General features: G+C 61.0%; 15 protein-coding genes and 1 pseudogene. 11 read left to right on the plus strand and 5 right to left on the minus strand.

From position 1 onward, the window contains the following. Positions 1-76: 76 nt before the first annotated feature. Entirely contained in the window at positions 77-2,098 is a 2,022-nt protein-coding gene (gene tkt / locus FGE21_RS04895) for a transketolase (RefSeq protein WP_139662176.1), read from the minus strand. Between the two features lie 329 nt (positions 2,099-2,427). On the opposite strand from tkt, the gene FGE21_RS04900 reads away from it, so the two are divergent. Further along, a complete protein-coding gene (locus FGE21_RS04900; RefSeq protein ID WP_139662177.1) occupies positions 2,428-3,273 on the plus strand; it encodes a hypothetical protein in 846 nt (281 codons plus the stop codon). Further along, positions 3,273-3,683 (plus strand): annotated as a pseudogene (locus FGE21_RS04905) (cell division protein ZapA); the annotation flags it as partial. The gene FGE21_RS04900 and the pseudogene FGE21_RS04905, both read left to right, overlap by 1 nt. Before the next feature lie 328 nt (positions 3,684-4,011). Here FGE21_RS04905 and grxD read toward each other — a convergent pair. The 4 genes from grxD to FGE21_RS04925 form a co-directional block, all read right to left on the minus strand. Then, the gene (gene grxD / locus FGE21_RS04910) at positions 4,012-4,374 is read right to left on the minus strand and encodes a Grx4 family monothiol glutaredoxin (protein WP_139662179.1); all 363 of its coding nucleotides are present in this window, start codon (positions 4,372-4,374) and stop codon (positions 4,012-4,014) included. 158 nt (positions 4,375-4,532) lie between these two features. After that, on the minus strand, positions 4,533-4,769 hold the full coding sequence (locus FGE21_RS04915) for a BolA/IbaG family iron-sulfur metabolism protein (RefSeq protein WP_139662180.1): 237 nt from the start codon (positions 4,767-4,769) through the stop codon (positions 4,533-4,535). A 266-nt stretch (positions 4,770-5,035) separates the two neighbouring features. Then, the gene (purL, locus tag FGE21_RS04920; protein WP_139662181.1) at positions 5,036-7,201 is read right to left on the minus strand and encodes a phosphoribosylformylglycinamidine synthase subunit PurL; all 2,166 of its coding nucleotides are present in this window, start codon (positions 7,199-7,201) and stop codon (positions 5,036-5,038) included. A 508-nt stretch (positions 7,202-7,709) separates the two neighbouring features. After that, complete coding sequence (locus FGE21_RS04925; protein WP_139662182.1) at positions 7,710-8,615, minus strand: LysR family transcriptional regulator; 906 nt, start codon at positions 8,613-8,615, stop codon at positions 7,710-7,712. A gap of 169 nt (positions 8,616-8,784) precedes the next feature. Here FGE21_RS04925 and FGE21_RS04930 point away from each other — a divergent pair, with 169 nt between their 5' ends. The 9 genes from FGE21_RS04930 (at position 8,785) to FGE21_RS04970 (ending at position 19,456) form a co-directional block, all read left to right on the plus strand. Continuing rightward, the gene (locus FGE21_RS04930; RefSeq protein ID WP_139662183.1) at positions 8,785-12,204 is read left to right on the plus strand and encodes an indolepyruvate ferredoxin oxidoreductase family protein; all 3,420 of its coding nucleotides are present in this window, start codon (positions 8,785-8,787) and stop codon (positions 12,202-12,204) included. A 139-nt stretch (positions 12,205-12,343) separates the two neighbouring features. Beyond that, positions 12,344-13,222 carry a lysophospholipid acyltransferase family protein gene (locus tag FGE21_RS04935; protein ID WP_139662184.1) on the plus strand — a complete coding sequence of 293 codons (879 nt, stop codon included), beginning with the start codon at positions 12,344-12,346 and terminating at the stop codon, positions 13,220-13,222. A 27-nt stretch (positions 13,223-13,249) separates the two neighbouring features. Next, positions 13,250-14,059 (plus strand): glutamate racemase, encoded by an 810-nt coding sequence (locus FGE21_RS04940; RefSeq protein ID WP_139662185.1) that lies wholly within the window; start codon positions 13,250-13,252, stop codon positions 14,057-14,059. Between the two features lie 85 nt (positions 14,060-14,144). Continuing rightward, positions 14,145-15,173, plus strand: coding sequence for an N-acetyl-gamma-glutamyl-phosphate reductase (gene argC, locus FGE21_RS04945; protein WP_139662186.1), 1,029 nt, complete (start codon positions 14,145-14,147; stop codon positions 15,171-15,173). A gap of 16 nt (positions 15,174-15,189) precedes the next feature. Then, positions 15,190-15,633 carry a cytochrome c maturation protein CcmE gene (gene ccmE / locus FGE21_RS04950; protein ID WP_139662187.1) on the plus strand — a complete coding sequence of 148 codons (444 nt, stop codon included), beginning with the start codon at positions 15,190-15,192 and terminating at the stop codon, positions 15,631-15,633. Positions 15,634-15,775: 142 nt separating this feature from the next. Beyond that, complete coding sequence (locus FGE21_RS04955) at positions 15,776-16,384, plus strand: holin-associated N-acetylmuramidase (RefSeq protein ID WP_139662188.1); 609 nt, start codon at positions 15,776-15,778, stop codon at positions 16,382-16,384. Between the two features lie 3 nt (positions 16,385-16,387). Then, on the plus strand, positions 16,388-16,921 hold the full coding sequence (locus FGE21_RS04960) for a holin family protein (protein ID WP_139662189.1): 534 nt from the start codon (positions 16,388-16,390) through the stop codon (positions 16,919-16,921). Positions 16,922-17,000: 79 nt separating this feature from the next. Then, a complete protein-coding gene (locus tag FGE21_RS04965) occupies positions 17,001-18,968 on the plus strand; it encodes a heme lyase CcmF/NrfE family subunit (protein ID WP_139662190.1) in 1,968 nt (655 codons plus the stop codon). Continuing rightward, positions 18,965-19,456 carry a cytochrome c-type biogenesis protein gene (locus FGE21_RS04970; RefSeq protein ID WP_139662191.1) on the plus strand — a complete coding sequence of 164 codons (492 nt, stop codon included), beginning with the start codon at positions 18,965-18,967 and terminating at the stop codon, positions 19,454-19,456. Before FGE21_RS04965 ends, FGE21_RS04970 begins: the two co-directional genes overlap by 4 nt. Positions 19,457-19,592: the final 136 nt, after the last annotated feature.

Consider the following 19,592-nt stretch of genomic DNA (forward strand, 5'->3'; position numbering starts at 1 on the left):
TCTTCATCTTTTTGAAAATACCTCGGGGGAGGCCCACAAAGGGCCGGGGGCAGCGCCCCCTCCCTGCGCGTGTACCTTATCCCAGCAGCGCCTTGACCTTGGCGACGGTGCCGTCGGCGGTGATGCCGAACTTCTCGTAGAGCTCTCCGGCCGGCGCCGACGCGCCGAAACCGGTCATGCCAACAAATCCTGCCTTCTTTTCCTGACCCCGTTCGCCAAGCAGCAGGCGATCCCAGCCGCCGTCGCGCACAGCCGCCTCGATCGCCACGCGCACAGGACCGGCCGGCAGGACTTTCCTGCGGTAGGCTTCGTCCTGAGCATGGAACAACTCCATGCAGGGAACAGATACGACACGGGTGCCGATCCCCTGCGCCTCGAGGATGTCTTTCGCCGCCATCGCCACCGAAACTTCGGAGCCGGAGGCCATCAGGATCACCTGACGCTTGCTCTCGGCCTCGGCCAGAACATAGGCGCCTTTCTCGGTCAGGTTGGACAGCTTGTGCTCGGTCCGCAGGGTCGGCAGGCCCTGACGGGTCAGTGCAATCACCGAGGGTGTTTCTTTCGACGTCAGCGCAATTTCCCAGGCTTCCGCGGTTTCCACCGCATCCGCGGGGCGGAAGGTCCAGGTGTTGGGGGTGGCCCGGCAGATCGCCAGGTGCTCGACCGGCTGGTGGGTCGGGCCGTCTTCGCCAACACCGATAGAGTCATGGGTCATCACGAACACGGTCGGGATCTTTGACAGCGCCGCCAAACGCATCGCGGGACGGGCATAATCGGTGAAACAGAAAAACGTACCGCCATAGGGGCGGATACCGCCGTGCAGCGCCATCCCGTTCATCGCAGCCGCCATACCGTGCTCCCGGATGCCCCAGTAGACATAACGGCCCTTGCGGTTGTCGGTGTCAAAGACGCCCAGATCGCCGGTCTTGGTATTGTTGGACCCGGTCAGATCCGCAGAGCCACCGATGGTCTCGGGCATGATCGGATTGATCACCTCCAGCGCCATTTCCGACGCTTTGCGGGTGGCGACCTTCGGCTTTTGGTCCGAGATCTGCTTTTTCAGCGCCTTGATGGTGGCCGAGAGTTTCTTCGGCGCATCGAGGGCAAAGGTGCGGTTGAAACGATCCTGCTTCTGCTGAGACATCTCGGCAAAACGGCCTTCCCATTCGGCCCGCTCGGTGGCGCCGCGCGCACCAATCGCCTCCCACTGCGATTTGATCTCGCCGGGCACCTCATAGGCGCCTCCGGTCCAGCCATAGGCATCCTTTGCAGCCTGCAGCTGATCCGCATCGGTCAGCGCGCCATGCCCCTTCGAGGTATCCTGTGCCGCATGTCCCAATGCGATATGGGTCTTGCAGGCAATCATCGATGGCTTCTTGGATTTCTTGGCGGCTTCGATCGCGGCGTCGATTTCACCCGGGTTGTGGCCGTCGATCTCCTGCACGTGCCAGCCTGCCGATTTGAAGCGCTGCACCTGATTGGTCCGGTCGGACAGATCCACCTTGCCGTCAATGGTGATGTTGTTGTTGTCCCAGAACACCACCAGCTTGCCCAGTTGGTGGCGGCCGGCAAGCCCGATGGCCTCGTGGCTGACACCTTCCATCAGGCAGCCGTCACCGGCAATCACATAGGTGTGGTGATCGACGACCTTGCGACCGTATTGCGCGCGCAGCATTTCCTCGGCCATGGCAAAGCCGACGGCGTTGGAAATACCCTGACCCAGCGGGCCGGTGGTCACTTCGACCGCGTCTAGCAGGAAGTTTTCCGGATGCCCCGCCGTCAGAGCGCCGGACTGGCGGAAATTCTTGATCTGATCCAGGGTGACCTGTGCGTCGCCCATGAGGTACAGCAGCGAATAGATCAGCATGGAGCCGTGACCGGCGGACAGGATGAACCGGTCGCGGTCTGCCCATTTGGGAGCCGCTACGTCAAACTTCATGTGCTTTTCAAACAGCACGGTTGCCACGTCGGCCATACCGATCGGCATCCCGGAGTGGCCGGAATTCGCGCCGGCAACGGCATCCAGTGTCAACGCGCGAATAGCGGCAGCTTTGTTCCAATGGTCGGGGTTTTCAGAGCGCAGGGCTGTCAGATCCACTGAACTGTTCCTCTTTGGGTTCTCGGGGTTCGTGGCTGGATAGCAGCCTGTGGCCAAAGATCAAGCGTCGAAGCCTGTTTTGAGCGGTTCTGCGCGAAGGTCCGCGTGCAAGTGGTTGAAAGCAATGAGGGGGTGTTTTAACCGATCTTGAGATAAGCTGACCTAAGCTGATGGCTTTTGCAGCGATTCGGGGCCTGCGCCTGAGGCATCGGGAGCAATGTCCGGCGGAGCGATCCGCAAGCAGATATCGCTGTAGCGGCGAAAGACCGAACAAGGCCGCGCGAGTGCAGGTTCGCAGGCAACCGAGGGGACGAGGCGAAGAGGAACGCATGGAGCAGATCGAAGAATTGCAGAGCCGGATCGAGGCTGCGCTGGATCGCATCGGGGGCGGTGTCACGGCTCTGGAGGACAAGCACGCCAGCCGACCTGTGCCGACGCTGGAAGAGCTGGACATGCAAAAGCATGCCGAATTGCTGGCCGAGATCGCAGACGAAAAAATCGCCAATGCGCAGCTTGAAGAGCGCCTGAAGCTGCTGCATCACCGCCTGTCGGAAATGGAGGAAACGGTGACGGCCGTGGAGGGAGGCGCCGATCTGATTGCCCTCCAGGCCGAACTGGCAGAGGCCCGCGACACGGCCCCCGCGCCGGAGGAAGTCTCGGCCCTCAAGGCGGAAGTGGACCGGCTCAAACAGGAATTGGAGAATGCCGGTAATGTCGCGGCGGCGGAGACCGAAAAGCTTCAGGACGATCTGACCGAAGCCAACGCCCAGATTGAACAGTTCAAGGCGCAGCTTGACGCGGCTGCCGAGGAGGGGGCAGCATCCGGTGCTTCCGCAATGGCGGAGCCTGCGCCCAGTGGGGTTGGTGCCGTTGATGTCGGCGCTGTCGATGCCGGGGCTGGCGCAGAACTGGATATGCGCCTGTCGGAACTCGACGGGGAGTTGCAATCGCTGCGCGCCAGCAATGATCAGCTGCGCGAGGCCAATGCCGCTTTGCGTGCGGCAAATGCCGAGGGTATCGGCGACGCGTCCCTGATCAACGCCGCACTCGAAGCAGAAGTCGAAGGACTGCGCGCGGCCCGCGCGACGGACCAGGCAGAAGTCAACGCGGTCCTGGCGCGGCTGGAGCCGCTGCTGGCGACCGCCCCAAATCTGCCGGAAGGAGAAGAAGCCTGATGCCCGAAGTCACCATTCATATCGGAGGCCGCGATTTCGAAGTCTCCTGTCAGGAGGGCGAACAGAGCTTTCTGCAGATGGCTGCGGGTATGCTCAACGACGAGGCACAGGTTCTGTCCGATCAAATCGGGCGGATGCCGGAGGCCCGGATGCTGTTGATGGCGGGGTTGATGCTGGCGGACAAAACGGCCGCGGTTGAGGACAAGATCAAAGAGGTTGAGGCCCAGCTCGCTGAAAAAGAGGCCGAAGTCGCGCAGAAAGAGGCTGAGCTGGAAGAGTTGCGCTCGGCGCCGCCGCCGGAGCCGGAACATATCGAAGTCCCCGTGGTGCCGCCGCAGGTCGCCGATACGCTGGCCGCTCTGGCAGAGCGCGCGGAATATCTGGCGCATGAAATCGAAGCCAAAGCCGCGCCGGATGAGGACGCGGAAGGTTCCGATGAAGGAGTCGCAGAAGGCAGCACCGGAGCGCCTGTTGCGCCTCAGCCATCTGCTGAAGAGGTCTGAAGGAAAGTTTCAGCCCCTGACTTTGGGGTGATCAGGTCGTTCTCACACCACTGTCACACAACGAGACCTGACGACGGGACCTGACGACGGGACCTGACATTGACGCTTCCTGCCCAGTCGCTTCCCGCCCAGTCGCCTGCTGCAAGGGCGTTTCTACAAAAAGGCCCGCCACTTCTTGGTTGGCGGGCCTTCTCGACATTGAAAAGGATCGTTCGGAGAGCGCGGGAGGCGGCGGTCAGCCGTTTGCTTCGCGGATCTTGTCGGCTGCAGCCTTGTCGAAGGTGATGCTGTGTTGTTCGAACATACCGTCCAGCTCACCAGAGAGGGTCATCTCGGTGATGATGTCGCAGCCGCCCACGAATTCGCCCTTGATGTAGAGCTGCGGGATGGTCGGCCAGTCCGAATATTCCTTGATACCCGAGCGGATTTCCTCATCGGCAAGGACGTTTACGTCCGTGTAATCCACCCCGATGTAATTCAGCACACCTGCCACACGGGAAGAGAAACCACATTGGGGCATCTCCTTTGTGCCTTTCATGTAGAGCACAACGTCATGGGCCTTTACGGTTTCTTCGATACGGTTTTTTGCGTCGGTCATCTTGTTCTCCGTTTGCTGGCAGGCCGTCTGATGGGAGCGGGCCGCGTGCCAGTATCTGAGGTCAAATTTCGGTGGATCAGTCTGGTTTTCGTCGGCCGGAGCGGGGGGCGCGGTCTGACATCTTGCGGCGTCAAGGCCCGCTGGCTCGTCCGGTCTGGCTATTCTGGCGCCTTGGTGGTCAGAGCCAGAGCATGCAGTTCGCCGGCCGGGCCGTCCATCTTGCCCTTCAGGGCCGCATAGACCGCGCGTTGTTGTTGGACCCGGTTCTTCCCGCGAAAGCTCTCATCCACGACCATGGCGGACATGTGCACGCCATCGCTGCCCCCAACCTGAATTTCAGCGTCAGGAAAGGTTTCGCGCAAGAGGGCTTCGATTTCATGGGCCTGCATTGGCATTGGCTCATCCTTGCTATGGTGTTCTTCTGGCAAAATGTAGGGCGGCGCCGCAGCGGACGCAAGCAGCTCTACCCGGATTGTTAGGTCTCGCACGGTAGACCCGGTGGTGCTCCCGCCCGCTTTTGGACTGGTCCGAACGGACCCGCCCAACACAGTTGGGCGTGGCACCGCGCCGGAGGCGCGGTGCCACGCCCAAGGCCGCCAAGGGGATCTTTGCCAAGGCAAAGGCACCTGCGGGCGCGGGAGTTCACCGGGACTTGGTCTCGCTATGCAACGGCCTCTGCAAAACTGCTGCGGAAGATCCGGCTCAATTCGGCCAAGGGCGCTTCGGAGCCACCCATCTTGACTGTGTCTCCGGAAAAACGCCCGACCGTGACAATAGGCACGCCCGCTTGGCCTGCGGCAATCATCAGACCCTCAGCCTGGTCAAAGTTGCAGGCGACGAGATAGCGCGCCTGATCTTCACCGAACAGGGTTGGGGTATCGGAGGCCTCAATATGCACTCCGACGCCCGCCGCTTCGGCCATCTCAAAGGCTGCCAGTGCCAGGCCGCCGTCACTCAGGTCGGTGCAGCCCCGGATAAACTCACGATTTGCGCGGATAAACTCGCCATTCCTTTTCTCGACGGCAAGATCAACCGCGGGCGCGTCGCCATCCGTACGGTTGAACACCTCGTGCAGCAGGGCGGATTGCCCGAGATGGCCCAGAGTGTCACCGACGAGCAACAGCACATGGCCTTCGCGGGCCTCGCCCAGAATGGGCTCCTCACCGGCAGTCACCAGCCCCACCGCGCCGATGGTCGGCGTGGGCAGAATGGCCTGACCATCGGTTTCATTGTAGAGCGAGACATTCCCCGACACGATCGGCATATCGAGAGCAGACACAGCCTCGCCGATGCCCTTCAGCGCGCCAACAAACTGGCCCATGATTTCGGGCTTCTCGGGGTTTCCGAAGTTGAGGTTATCCGTCGTGGCCAGAGGTTTTGCCCCAACGGCACAGAGGTTGCGATAGGCCTCGGCCACGGCCTGCTTGCCGCCCTCAAAGGGATTGGCCTTGACGTAGCGCGGGGTCACGTCAGAGGTGAAGGCCAGTTTCTTGTCGGTTCCGTGCACCCGGACCATACCGCCGCCGAGGCCCGGACGGCGGGCGGTGTCGCCCATGACGGTGGTGTCATATTGTTCATAGACCCATTGTTTTCCGGCATAATTGGGCGAGGAGATCAGCGCCTTCAATCCGTCGATGGGATCTATGGTCGGAACATCGGCGTCGGTCAGTTGCTCCGGGGCAGGGGTCTCGACCCATGGCCGATCATACTCTGGCGCCGAAGAGGAGAGCTTTGACAGCGGCAAATCCGCCTTCACTTCGCCATGATGCAGAATCAGGAAGCGATCCTCGGCGATGGTTTCCCCCACAACCGCAAAATCAAGATCCCATTTCTCGAACACGGCCTTGGCTTCAGCTTCCAGCTCTGGCTTCAGCACCATCAGCATGCGCTCTTGAGATTCCGACAGCATCATCTCATAGGCCGTCATATTCTCTTCGCGCTGCGGCACGTCTTCGAGGTTGAGCTTGACGCCGAGACCGCCCTTGTCGCCCATCTCGACCGCCGAACAGGTCAGACCGGCGGCGCCCATATCCTGGATCGAGATCACCGCGCCGGTCTGCATCAGCTCGAGCGTCGCCTCCATCAGGCGTTTTTCGGTGAAGGGATCGCCGACCTGCACCGTGGGGCGTTTTTCCTCGATGGTGTCGTCAAATTCGGCCGAGGCCATGGTCGCGCCACCAACCCCATCCCGACCGGTTTTCGCGCCAAGATAGACAACCGGCATGCCGACGCCGGAGGCTGCGGAATAAAAGATCATATCGGTCTTCACCAGACCGGCGGCAAAGGCATTCACCAGACAATTGCCATTATAGGCCGGATCAAAGCGCACCTCACCGCCGACGCAGGGCACGCCAAAGCAGTTGCCATAGCCGCCGACGCCTGCGACCACACCATTCACCAATTGGCGCGTCTTGTGGTGGGACGGCTCCCCGAAGGACAGCGAGTTCATCGACGCGATGGGCCTTGCGCCCATGGTGAAGACATCACGCAGAATACCGCCCACACCGGTCGCGGCCCCCTGGTAGGGTTCAATATAGGAGGGGTGGTTGTGGCTCTCCATTTTGAAGACCACGGCGTCGCCATCCCCGATATCAACGATGCCCGCGTTTTCGCCGGGGCCGCAAATCACCTGGGGACCAGAGGTCGGCAGGGTCCGCAGCCATTTCTTCGACGATTTATAGGAACAATGCTCGTTCCACATGGCAGAAAAGATACCGAGCTCGGTAAAGGTCGGCTCGCGACCGATGATCTCAAGGATCTGGTCGTACTCATCTTGTTTCAGACCGTGGCTCTCGATCACTTCAGGCGTAATGGCTGGTTCCTGCATGGCGCTTTGATGGCCCCCCGGGTCGCTTCTGTTGTCCGGCCTTTTAGAGCAAGCCCCGCGGCGGGGAAAGGGGGCATCACACGCTGTCGCTGTCTGTAGCCGATCTCTGTCCGTGCTTTGCTCGATGCCGAAAATATATGCACCACGGGGCGCGCTGCCTGCATTGAGGGCGTCGCGGCGGGTCTCAGGCGCGGCAGAGCGGCGACCTGCATAAAAATCTGGAGTATCAGCGCCCGAATGCCGCATGGGAGAGATGTCGCTCGCAGGCGACTGATGGGCCGGATCTATTTTTTCCGGTTGGGCCATGCCCCAAAAAAAAGGCCGAGCACTAAGCTCGGCCGAAGTCCAACAGGGAGGTATGAAGTGCGACTTGCGCCGCGCTCTTCATAAAGATGCATTTAGGGTGCGTTTCCCGGTCTCGCAAGGGTTTTGGAACACATGTTAACTCAATTCCGCCATGCATAATATGCATAGCTTTGAGGCATGGCGTGTAAAAAATGGGCGAGACCTATATTTTTCCGAGTTCTTTCATGTGCTTGCGGTGGGTGATGATTTCATCCTGCACGAAGTCGCGAAAGGCGGAAACGCGCTGCGAGTGGCGTAATTCCTCGGGGTAGGCGAGATATACCGGGACCCCGTTGGCGTCTTCGTTCGGTAAAACCTGAACGAGGTCCGGGAAATCCTCGGTGACATAGTCCGGCAGAACGCCGATGCCGAGATCCTGAATCACCCCCTGAAGAACGCCGAAGTAGTTGTTGACCGTCAGCATCGACTGGGGATTGTGGGTCATCAGCTTTTGCACCATCACCGCAGCAGACCCCACCTGCGCCGAGCGCAGGCTTTGGCAAATCAGGCGGTGTTCGCTGATCTCCTCTATGGTTTCTGGCCAGCCGTTCTTGTCGATATAGCCCCGCGACGCATAAAGCCGCATCTGCACGGTCATCAGTCGCTTGCGGATCAGATCCGCCTGACTTGGCTCTTTCATGCGGATCGCCACATCCGCTTCGCGCATCGGCAGGTCAAGCACCCGCTCTTCGAGCATCAGGTCGATCTTGAGGTTGGGATATTGTTCGTAGAGTTTCGCCAGACGTGGCGCCAGCCAGAGCGTGCCGAATCCGGTGGTGGTGGTGACCCGCAACTCGCCGAACACGCCTTCTTCGCTGTCGCGAATCCTGGCCGAGGCGGTTTCCAGTCGCTTCGCCATGGTCTTGGTGGCGTCAAACAGCAATTCGCCCTGCTCGGTCAGGATCAACCCGCGTGCATGGCGATGAAACAATGTTGCGTTCAGGCTCTCTTCGAGCCCCCGTATCTGGCGTGACACGGCAGATTGAGACAGATTCAACCTGTCTCCCGCATGGGTCAGGCTGCCGGCGTCCGCCACTGCGTGAAAGATCCTTAGCTTGTCCCAATCCATTGTATTTTTCTCTTTCTGCCTCTTTCGGCCAAACTACATGAAAGATGGTCATAGTTTCAAACGTTACCGGGCACCAAGGTGAATTCTTTGAGAAATGGCTATACAGGTCAGCACTTATGACCTATTATTGGATCCAATATGCACGCTAGTCATGGTTGAGGAGGACCGGATGAGCACGCAAAAGATCTCGCTCAATGACCGTTATGATCTTGAAAAGTCGCCCATTCTTTTGAATGGGACGCAGGCTTTGGTCCGGTTGATGCTGATGCAGAAGGCCCGCGATGTGGCGGCGGGTCTGAACACCGCGGGTCTGGTCACCGGCTATCGGGGATCACCGCTCGGTGCCGTCGACATGCAGATGAAGCGGGCGGAGAAGCTGCTCAACCAATCCGATGTGACCTTTCAATACGGCCTGAACGAAGATCTTGCGGTGACGGCACTCTGGGGCGCGCAGCAGGCCGAGATCCGGGGCGAGGGTAGATACGACGGTGTCTTTGGGCTGTGGTATGGCAAGGGGCCGGGGGTGGACCGGTCTGGCGATGCGTTGCGTCACGCCAATATGGCGGGCTCGTCGAAACATGGCGGTGTGCTGGTGGCCATGGGTGATGACCACACTGGCGAAAGCTCGACCGTGCTGCATCAGTCCGAATGGTCGCTGCTGGATTGCTACCTGCCCATCGTGAGCCCGGCAGGCGTTCAGGAAATCCTCGACTACGGCATCTATGGCTATGCTTTGTCTCGCTTTTCCGGCCTTTGGGTGGGGCTGAAAACGATGAAGGACACCATCGAGGTGACCTCTGTCGTGGACGGCGACCCGGGGCGGATTTCGCTGCAGACACCCAAAATGGATTTGCCGCCGGATGGGCTCAATATTCGTCTCGATGATGACCGCTTCCGTCAGGAAGACCGCATCATCGACTACAAACGCTTTGCCGCCGAGGCCTTCAGCCATGTCAACAAGATGGACAAACGGGTCTGGGGCAAGCCCGGTGCCAAGATCGGATTTGTCGCCGCGGGCAAGAACTGGCTGGATCTGGTTCACGCGCTAAGCCTCTTGAATATCGACGAAAACATGGCTGACCGCCTTGGCATCACCACCTATAAGGTGGGGCAGACCTGGCCCATGGATATGAAAGGGTTTCACGATTGGGCTGAGGATCTGGACCTGATCGTGGTGATCGAGGAAAAGCGGAAACTGATCGAAATCCAGATCAAGGAAGCGCTCTTTGATGATCGCCGTGGACGGCGGGTGTATGGCTGGTACAAAGGCGGCGCGGGGTCCTTGCATCGCGAGGAGTTGTTCCCGACCAAATACGCGCTCGATCCGATCATGATCGCCGAAAAACTGGGCAACATCCTGATAGAAGAGGGCCGTGACACAGAGGCGGTGAAGGCCGGGCTGGCGGCATTGGACGATGCGAAGCGGGCCGACAATGCCGAAGACATCGCATCCCGGCTGCCCTATTTCTGTTCCGGCTGCCCCCATAATTCCTCGACCAAACTGCCGGAGGGATCGCGGGCCTATGCCGGGATCGGCTGCCACTTCATGGTGCAGTGGATGGACCGCGAAACCGTCGGTTTCACCCATATGGGCGGCGAGGGGGCCAATTGGATCGGCGAGGCGCCATTTTCCAACAGAACCCATGTTTTTCAAAACCTTGGAGACGGAACCTACAACCACTCCGGGGTCATGGCGATCCGGGCTGCGCTGGCTGCGGGCACCACCATGACCTACAAGATCCTGTTCAATGATGCGGTCGCCATGACCGGGGGGCAGCAGGCCGAAGGGGCGCTCACGGCGCATCAGATCGCGCATGAGCTGGCCGCGATGGGGATGAAGAACATCGCCGTTGTCTATGACGAAAAGGAAGAGGTTGACGTCAAGCTGTTTCCCAACGGCATCCCCATGTATGAGCGGGCCGAATTGATGTCGGTTCAGCGACGGCTGGAACAGACCGAGGGTGTGTCTGCGATCATCTACATTCAGACCTGCGCGGCGGAAAAACGGCGGCGGCGCAAAAAGGGCCTGTTTCCCGATCCCGACCAGCGCGTGCTGATCAATTCGGATGTCTGCGAGGGCTGTGGGGATTGCGGGGTGCAGTCAAACTGCGTCTCGATTGTGCCAAAAGAGACGGAGCTGGGGCGCAAGCGTGCGATTGATCAGTCCAGCTGCAACAAGGATTTTTCCTGCGTCAACGGGTTTTGCCCCTCGTTCCTGACCATTGAGGGCGCGACGGTCAAAAAGAACGCCACCGCGACGCTGGAATTGCCGGAGCTGCCGCAGCCCGAGCTGCCAAAGATCGTCGGAACCCACAATGTGGTGATCACCGGTGTCGGTGGCACGGGGGTGGTGACCATCGGCGCGGTGCTGGCGCAGGCGGCTCAGATCGATGGCAAGGGGGCCGGCATGATGGAGATGGCAGGCCTCGCCCAGAAGGGAGGCGCGGTTCACATCCATTGCCGCATCGCCGAGGCGCCCGAAGACATCAGCGCCATCCGCGTTGCCACCGGCGAGGCCCATGCGCTGATCGGCGGCGATCTGGTGGTGAGTGCCGGGGCCAAGACGCTGGGGCTCACCTCTGCGGGGCGGACCGGCGCCGTGGTCAACAGTCACGAAATCATCACGGGTGACTTCACACGGAACACGGATTTCTCTTTGCCCAGTGACCGTTTGCAGGTTGCACTTCAGGCGCGGCTACGGGACCGGGTTGACCTCTTTGACGCTTCGGAACTGTCCCGGGTCACCATGGGAGATTCGATCTTCTCCAATATGATGGTCTTTGGCGCCGCCTGGCAGCGAGGGCTCATTCCGGTGTCCTTTGAGGCCATAAAGCAGGCAATCGAACTGAACGGGGCGGCGGTGGAGAAGAACCTGCGCGCCTTCGATATCGGTCGTTGGGCGGTGCTCTATCCACAGGAGGCGGAGCGTATGCTTGCGGCGGATGTCGTGACCCTGCCGCAAACGCTGGACGACAAGATCGCCTACCGCCGCGCGCATCTGGTGCAGTATCAGGGCGAGGGATTGGCCCGGCGGTATCAGCGGATGCTCGACAGGATCGAAGATCCCCGGTTGAAGGACGCGGTCGCCAAAGGATATCACAAGCTCCTGACCTACAAGGATGAATATGAGGTGGCGCGGCTGCTGCTGTCGAGCCGGGAAAAGGCGGAGGCGGAATTTGACGGCGAACTGAAGATTTCCTTTCATCTCGCCCCGCCGATTCTTGGTGGAAAGGACGCCAACGGGCGACCGAAGAAGCGCAGGTTCGGTCCCGGAACCGAGCGCGTGTTCCGGCTTCTGGCCCGGCTGAAGCGGCTGCGGGGCACGCCGCTGGATCTGTTCGGCTATACGGCGGAGCGCAAAATGGAACGGGCGCTGATCCGCCAATATGAGGCCGATATGGCCACCTGGCTTGGCAAAGCGGCGGATGTGGATCTGGAGGCGCTGATCGCGCTTGCGGAACTGCCGCTGCAGATCCGGGGCTTTGGTCCGGTCAAGATGCAGAACGAAGCACAGGCGGCCAAACGGCGCGAGGAGTTGCTGGTGGCGCTGGCGCAGGGTACATCGCCGATGAAGTCAGCCGCCGAATAGTGGCGGGGCGGCCACTGTCGCTTCTGTTGCTGGCGCGAATATGGTATCAAGGCTGGGCAAAGAGAGCGCGCCACCTTAGGAGGGCGGGCATCTGTCGCACAGGTGCACTATCTGTCGTCTTTATGGAGACTCCCCTGACATGATTGAGCGTCGCCACATCGCTCGCGATATTTCCTATTCCCACTCCGCCGAGACCCGGCCGGGGCGGATCATGATCCGGTTGATGGAAAATACCACCGGCCGTCTGCGCCTGATCAAACGCGCCAAGGGATATGACAGCGAAGTCGCGTCCGGTCGCAGCTTCTGGGATGTGATCGTCGAGCGCTACGGGCTGACGCTGGATGTGACGGGCGGCAGTCTCGACAATATTCCGCGCGACAAACCGGTGATCCTGATTGCGAACCATCCCTACGGGATCCTCGACGGGATGATGATGGGGCATATCCTGTCGCGGACGCGCGGTGATTTCCGCATTCTGGCCAATCACGTGTTTCGCAAGGCCGAAGATCTGAACAAGGTCATCCTGCCGATCTCTTTCGATCAAAGCAAAGAGGCGATGAGAACCAATCTGAACACCCGCAAGGATGCGCTGGAGTATCTTGGCAATGGCGGCGCGATCGGGATTTTCCCGGGCGGCACCGTGTCCACTGCGGCCAAACCCTTTGCCCATCCGATGGATCCGGGCTGGCGTGGGTTCACGGCGCGGATGGTGGCAAAATCCGATGCGGTCGTCGTGCCGCTCTATTTTGACGGCCACACCTCGCGGCTGTTTCAGATCGCCTCGCATTTGCACTGCACCCTGCGGATGGGGCTGCTGATCAAGGAATTCCGCAAACGGGTGGATACGCCGGTCAAAGTCGCAATAGGTGAGCCCATCGGGCGGGATGTTCTGGATCCGCTGTCCAGGGATTCCAAAGCAATGATGGATTTTTTGCGAAAAGCCACGTATGAGCTGTCTCCGACACCGCTCAAGTCCTATGACTACGGGTTCGAGTTCGAAGAAAAACACCGGGCCTGACAAGGCTCATCCGCAAGGCAGTTGATTATGGCAGTAGGTATTTTCGATTCCGGCTTGGGCGGTCTGACCGTTCTGGACGCGGCGCAAAAGCGCCTGCCGGATGTGGATTTCCTCTATTTTGGCGATAACGCCCATGCCCCATACGGCGTGCGCGACGCCGAGGACGTGTACCAGCTGACCAGCGCCGCGGTGCATGACATGTGGGCGCGGGGCTGCGACCTTGTGATCCTGGCCTGCAACACCGCCTCGGCGGCCGCGCTGCGGCGTATGCAGGAGGCTGGCGTGCCGAAAGGCAAACGCGTGCTTGGCGTCTTTGTCCCCCTGATCGAGGCCCTGACCGAGCGTCAGTGGGGCGACAATTCTCCGCCCCGTGAGGTGGCCGTCAAACATGTCGCGCTCTTTGCCACTCCCGCCACCGTCGCCAGCCGGGCCTTTCAACGGGAACTGGCCTTTCGTGCGATTGGCGTCGATGTGGAGGCGCAGGCCTGCGGCGGCGTGGTGGATGCGATCGAAGACGGCGACATGATCCTCGCCGAAGCGCTGGTCAAAAGCCACGTCGATGCCCTGTTGCGCAAGATGCCAAAACCGGAGGCGGCGATTCTCGGCTGTACGCACTACCCGCTGATGGAAGAGGTTTTCCAGCGGGCGCTCGGGCCGGAGGTCAAGGTATTCAGCCAGGGACAGCTGGTCGCGGACAGCCTCGCGGATTATCTCGGGCGTCATCCGCAGATGCTCGGCACCGGGCAGGGGGGCTACTTCACCACCGGCACTCCGGCGCGCGTCAGCAGCCGCGCGACACAGTTTCTCCGACGAGAAATCTCTTTTGACGCGGCCTGAGGTTGCCTGACCTGCCGCCCGACCCTACGTTTCGCCCGTTTCGTCTCGCGGGCGCCTCCCACACGTGAACTTCCGAGGACCTGACATGGCCCATAAAGTGGCAATTCTTGGCGCATCCGGCTACACTGGCGCCGAACTGATCCGGCTGATCTCTCAGCATCCGAATATCGAAATCGCAGCCCTCGGGGCGGAGCGCAAAGCCGGGATGCAGATGGCGGATGTATTCCCGCACCTGCGTCACCTTTCGCTTCCAACCCTCTGCACAATCGACGAAATCGACTTCTCTCAGATCGATCTCTGTTTCTGTGCCTTGCCCCATAAAACCAGCCAGCAGGTGATCGCAAACCTGCCGGGCGATCTGAAGATCGTGGATCTGTCGGCGGATTTCCGGCTGCGCGATCCCGCCGACTACGAGAAATGGTACGGCAATCCCCATGCCGCTGTCGCGCAACAGCAAGAGGCGGTCTATGGCCTGACCGAATTCTACCGCGAGGAAATCACCACCGCGCGGCTGGTGGCGGGCACGGGCTGCAATGCAGCGACCGGGCAATTCGCGCTGCGGCCTCTGATCGCGGCCGGGGTGGTGGATCTGGATGACATTATCCTCGATATGAAATGTGCCGTCTCCGGCGCCGGGCGGGCGCTGAAGGAAAACCTGCTGCATGCCGAGCTGTCCGAGGGCTATCACGCCTATGCCATCGGCAGCACGCACCGCCATCTTGGTGAATTCGATCAGGAGTTCTCTTTGCTTGCGGGGCGGCCTGTCCGGGTGCAATTCACGCCGCATCTGCTGCCGGTCAACCGTGGCATCCTCGCGACCACCTATGTCAAAGGCGATGCGGAGGAAATCTACCGGACCTTCGAACACGCCTATGGCGATGAACCCTTTGTGGAGCTTCTGCCCCTTGGCGAGGCACCCTCGACCCACCATGTGCGCGGCTCCAACTTTGTCCATATCGGCGTTACGGCCGACCGGATCTCCGGTCGCGCGATCGTGATTGTTGCGCTGGACAACCTGACAAAGGGGAGCAGCGGGCAGGCCTTGCAGAATGCCAATCTGATGTTAGGTGAGGACGAGACTGCGGGGCTGATGATGGCGCCACTGTTCCCGTGACGATCCGGAGGGGCCTATGAAATCCTTGAAGAAACAGCGCCGAATGCAGATCATCGCATTGGCCACCGTGGCGTTGGTCGGCGCCACGGCGCTGATTGGATACGCCATGCGCGACGGGATCAATTACTTTCGCTCGCCCTCGCAGGTGATGGAGCTGCCGCCGCCCCCTTCTGAGACCTTCCGGATTGGCGGCTTGGTGGAAGAGGGCACACTGAAGCGCGGACAGGGGGAGGTCGTGACCTTTTCCGTCACCGATGGCGGTGCCACTGTCCCTGTGACTTTCAAAGGGGTGCTGCCGGATCTGTTTGCGGAAAATCAGGGGATGGTCGGGACTGGCCGCTACATTGACGGTGTCTTTGAAGCCTCTGAAATATTGGCGAAACATGACGAAAGCTACATGCCGAAAGAAGTCACTGACGCTTTGAAGGAACAGGGCGTGTTTCGCGAAAGCGACAGCTGAACGCCCCGCCTGTTGACTGGCCCGCTGATGGACGCACCACTGGTGACCGGCGCGCTGTTGCAGGTGGGACGTACGCCCCCGGCACCGGTTGTCAAACTCCCGTTGCTAGCCTCTGCCTGCGAATCCAGGTGGAGGACACAGCATGGATGTATCCCGTATTGCCAATGAAATTGTCGCCCGCGAAGGGGGCTATGTGAACGATCCCGACGATCCGGGTGGGGCGACAAATCATGGCGTGACGATTGGCACGATGCGTCGCCTCGGGCTCGACCTGACGGGCGACGGCGCTGTGACCGCGCGGGATGTGCAGGCCCTGACCCGGGATCAGGCGGTCGAGATCTTTCTCAAGGAATATTTCCATCGCCCGCGACTGCATCTGTTGCCGGAGCCTCTGCAGCCGAGCGTCTTTGACATGTATGTCAATGCAGGCGCCAATGCGGTGCGCCTGCTGCAACGGCTTCTGGTCCGGATGAATTTCGACATCGCCGTTGACGGAACCCTCGGAGCGCAGACCGCAAAGGCGGCCGAGGCTGCAGCCGCGATCAATATCTCGGCCCTGGTGGATGCCTATGGGATCGCGCGGCGGGACTATTATTTCGACATCGCCGACAGGCGTCCGCGCAGTCGGAAATACGCCCGCACCCGTGGCGGTGAAAAAGGCGGCTGGATCCGGCGCGCCGAGACGTTCATCTCCCCCCGTTACCAACTGAGCGATGATGAATTCGCCGCTCGTACCGCAGGTTGGAGGTAGAAAATGGGTTTGTTTTCAGAATTTTGGAGCATGTTGTTCGCCAATCAGAAGAATGTGGTCCGCGACACGGTCGAAGTGTTTCGCGAGAATGCCGAACGATCAGCGGTGCGGGCGCATGACCTGCAGGGCGCGGCACTGGCCCAGTTTGCGGCGGAATTTGCGACCTCGGACAAGGGCAGGTTTGACAAGGTGATGGACGGGGTCAACCGGCTGCCTCGGCCGATGCTTGCCCTGGGCACGCTCGGGTTGATGGTCTCGGCAATGGTCGATCCGCTGTGGTTCGCCGCGCGCATGCAGGGCATTGCGCTGGTGCCGGAGCCGCTGTGGTGGCTGTTGGGGATTGTTGTCTCGTTTTATTTCGGTGCCCGCAGTCAGGCCAAGACGCAGGCGTTTCAGGAAGGCATCGCCCGCAGCCTGGCCCGCGTGCCGCAGGCGGTCAGCTCGATTGAACGGCTGACCAGCCCCCCCGCCGGGGATCCGCAAGAGGGGTCGAAAAACCCCGCTCTGGCCGAATGGCACCGCAGCCCCGGGGCCTGAGATCCCCGCACGGGCTGCGACGGCACGGCGCAGTCGTTTGTGATTGGCGGTGAGGGGCGCGGAGGATATAGAAAGAAGCATGATTACAGAGCTCGGTCACTTCGCCCTCATCCTAGCCTTCATGATCGCCATCATACAGATGGTCGTCCCCCTGATCGGGGCCCATAAACGCTGGCCCGGCTGGATGGCCGTTGCCGAACCGGCCGCGCAGGCGCAATTCCTGTTCACGGCGTTTTCATTCGGTGCGCTGATGTGGGCCTTTGTGACCTCGGATTTCTCGCTGCAACTGGTCACCCTGAACAGCCATTCCGCCAAGCCGATGCTCTACAAGATTTCCGGCACATGGGGCAACCACGAGGGGTCCATGTTGCTGTGGGTCCTGATTGTCAGCCTTTTCGGCGCTGCGGCGTCGGTCTTTGGCGATGGCTTGCCGCCGACGTTGAAGGCCCGCGTTCTGGCGGTACAGGCCGCCATTGGGGTCGCGTTCTTCGGCTTCATCCTGTTTACGTCAAACCCGTTTCTGCGGCTGGTGAACCCACCGTTTGACGGGCAGGATCTGAACCCCTTGCTGCAGGATCCGGGCCTCGCGTTTCATCCGCCGTTTCTCTATCTCGGCTACGTAGGCCTCAGTATGGCGTTTTCCTTTGCCGTGGCGGCGCTGATCGAAGGGCGCGTGGATGCGGCCTGGGGGCGGTGGGTGCGGCCCTGGACGCTGGCGGCCTGGATCTTTCTGACCATCGGCATCGCGCTCGGCTCCTGGTGGGCCTATTACGAATTGGGTTGGGGCGGCTTTTGGTTCTGGGACCCGGTTGAGAATGCCTCTTTCATGCCATGGCTGTTGTCGGCGGCACTGCTGCACTCGGCCATTGTGGTCGAAAAGCGCGAAAGCCTCAAAAGCTGGACGATCCTGCTGGCGATCCTTGCCTTCGGTTTCTCGTTGATCGGCACCTTCATCGTGCGATCCGGCTTGCTGACCTCGGTCCATGCCTTCGCCAACGATCCCGAACGCGGCGTTGTGATCCTGATGATCCTGGCGGTTTTCACGGGCGGCGCGTTGATGCTGTTTGCGCTGCGCGCTCAGGCGCTGGAGGCCCGGGGCGTGTTTTCCATGGTCAGCCGTGAAAGCGGGCTGGTGGCCAATAACCTCCTTCTCGCGGTGAGCTGCTTTGTGATCTTTGTGGGCACTCTTTGGCCGGTTGTGGCAGAGATGGCCTTTGACCGGAAACTCTCGGTTGGGGCGCCGTTTTTCAACGCAGCCTTCCCCCCCTTTGCAGTCGCGCTCGGCGTGCTGATGCCGGTGGGGGCGCTGCTGCCGTGGAAGCGCGCAAGGCTGGGCCGGACCCTGTGGTCGCTGCGCTACGCGGCGGCGCTGGCGGTTGCGCTGGCGGGGCTGGCATGGGCGATGCAGGGCGATCACAGCCTGCTGGGGCCGATTGGAGTCCTGCTGGGTGCCTGGATCCTATCCGGTTCTGTGGTTGACCTATGGACGCGGGTCGGACGCAGATCGGGGCGCCTGGAGCGCCTGTTGCGGCTGCCGCGCGCGGATTGGGGCAAGGCGGTGGCGCATGGCGGATTTGGCGTCACTCTTTTTGCCATTGCGGGGCTGACGGCCTGGCAGCAGGAGGACATTCGCGTTGCCGAAATCGACGTGCCGTACCAGGTCGGCCCCTATCAGCTGGTGCTGACCGGAGTCGAGGATGGACAGGGGCCAAACTATTTCAGCTCCATGGGCGTCGTCGAGGTGAGCCGCAACGGGCAGTCTGTTGCGACCCTGCGACCGGAGAAACGCGTCTACCCGGTGGCCCAGATGCCGACCACCGAAGCGGCGATCGATTTCCGGTTCACCCGAGATCTCTATGTGGTGCTCGGGGACCCACAGGAGGGCGGCGGCTTCACCATACGGACCTATATCAAACCTTTTGCCAACTGGATCTGGGGCGGCTGCCTGCTGATGGCACTTGGCGGCGCACTCAGCCTGTCGGACCGCCGGTTCCGCGTCGCGGCCGGAGCCAGGAAGGCGCGACCTCAGGGAGTACCTGCGGAATGAAGCGGCTGTTTTGTGCCCGTTTGGTGGTCTGTCTGATGGCCGGTCTGGTGTTCTGTCTTCTGGCACTCTCGCCCGCGCGGGCGGTGCAGCCGGATGAGGTTCTCGCCGACCCCGCGCTTGAGACCCGCGCCCGCGCGCTGTCCCGGGATCTGCGTTGCCTTGTGTGTCGCAACGAGAGCATTGACGAATCCAATGCCGATCTGGCGCGTGACCTGCGCCTGCTGGTGCGCGAGCGGCTGCTTGCAGGCGACAGCGATAGCGAAGCCATCGACTTCATCGTTGATCGCTATGGCGAATTTGTTCTGCTGAAACCCACTACACGGGGCGCGAACTGGCTACTGTGGGCCTCGGGGCCGTTGATGTTGCTGGTCGCGCTGCTGCTGGCTTTTGTCTACCTGCGCAAGCGATCAGAACCGGAGAGGGGGGGCGCAGGCGAGGCGCTCAACGCCACCGAAGCGGCCCGTTTGCAGGAGATCCTGAAGGACTAGCCTGCGCGGATGCGGGCGCAGACCAGGCCCTGGCCACAGACGCCCCAACGATCCACAGGGCGCGGCCTTGCCATCGGAGAGCGGAAAAGCCCGAAACAACCAAACATATCCTGACGCGGCGTTTGTCTTTTCGGGC

This window comes from Phaeobacter sp. B1627, from assembly GCF_006265095.1.
Classification (GTDB): Bacteria; Pseudomonadota; Alphaproteobacteria; order Rhodobacterales; family Rhodobacteraceae; genus Epibacterium.

What these genes read in the sequence shown, in the direction of transcription:
- FGE21_RS04960 (WP_139662189.1), top strand. Translation starts at nt 16,388, where the DNA reads ATGGGTTTGTTTTCAGAATTTTGGAGCATGTTGTTCGCCAATCAGAAG.
- FGE21_RS04935 (WP_139662184.1), top strand. Translation starts at nt 12,344, where the DNA reads ATGATTGAGCGTCGCCACATCGCTCGCGATATTTCCTATTCCCACTCC.
- ccmE (WP_139662187.1), top strand. Translation starts at nt 15,190, where the DNA reads ATGAAATCCTTGAAGAAACAGCGCCGAATGCAGATCATCGCATTGGCC.
- FGE21_RS04955 (WP_139662188.1), top strand. Translation starts at nt 15,776, where the DNA reads ATGGATGTATCCCGTATTGCCAATGAAATTGTCGCCCGCGAAGGGGGC.
- FGE21_RS04925 (WP_139662182.1), bottom strand. Translation starts at nt 8,615, where the DNA reads ATGGATTGGGACAAGCTAAGGATCTTTCACGCAGTGGCGGACGCCGGC.
- FGE21_RS04965 (WP_139662190.1), top strand. Translation starts at nt 17,001, where the DNA reads ATGATTACAGAGCTCGGTCACTTCGCCCTCATCCTAGCCTTCATGATC.
- purL (WP_139662181.1), bottom strand. Translation starts at nt 7,201, where the DNA reads ATGCAGGAACCAGCCATTACGCCTGAAGTGATCGAGAGCCACGGTCTG.
- FGE21_RS04915 (WP_139662180.1), bottom strand. Translation starts at nt 4,769, where the DNA reads ATGCCAATGCAGGCCCATGAAATCGAAGCCCTCTTGCGCGAAACCTTT.
- FGE21_RS04940 (WP_139662185.1), top strand. Translation starts at nt 13,250, where the DNA reads ATGGCAGTAGGTATTTTCGATTCCGGCTTGGGCGGTCTGACCGTTCTG.
- FGE21_RS04930 (WP_139662183.1), top strand. Translation starts at nt 8,785, where the DNA reads ATGAGCACGCAAAAGATCTCGCTCAATGACCGTTATGATCTTGAAAAG.
- argC (WP_139662186.1), top strand. Translation starts at nt 14,145, where the DNA reads ATGGCCCATAAAGTGGCAATTCTTGGCGCATCCGGCTACACTGGCGCC.
- FGE21_RS04970 (WP_139662191.1), top strand. Translation starts at nt 18,965, where the DNA reads ATGAAGCGGCTGTTTTGTGCCCGTTTGGTGGTCTGTCTGATGGCCGGT.
- FGE21_RS04900 (WP_139662177.1), top strand. Translation starts at nt 2,428, where the DNA reads ATGGAGCAGATCGAAGAATTGCAGAGCCGGATCGAGGCTGCGCTGGAT.
- grxD (WP_139662179.1), bottom strand. Translation starts at nt 4,374, where the DNA reads ATGACCGACGCAAAAAACCGTATCGAAGAAACCGTAAAGGCCCATGAC.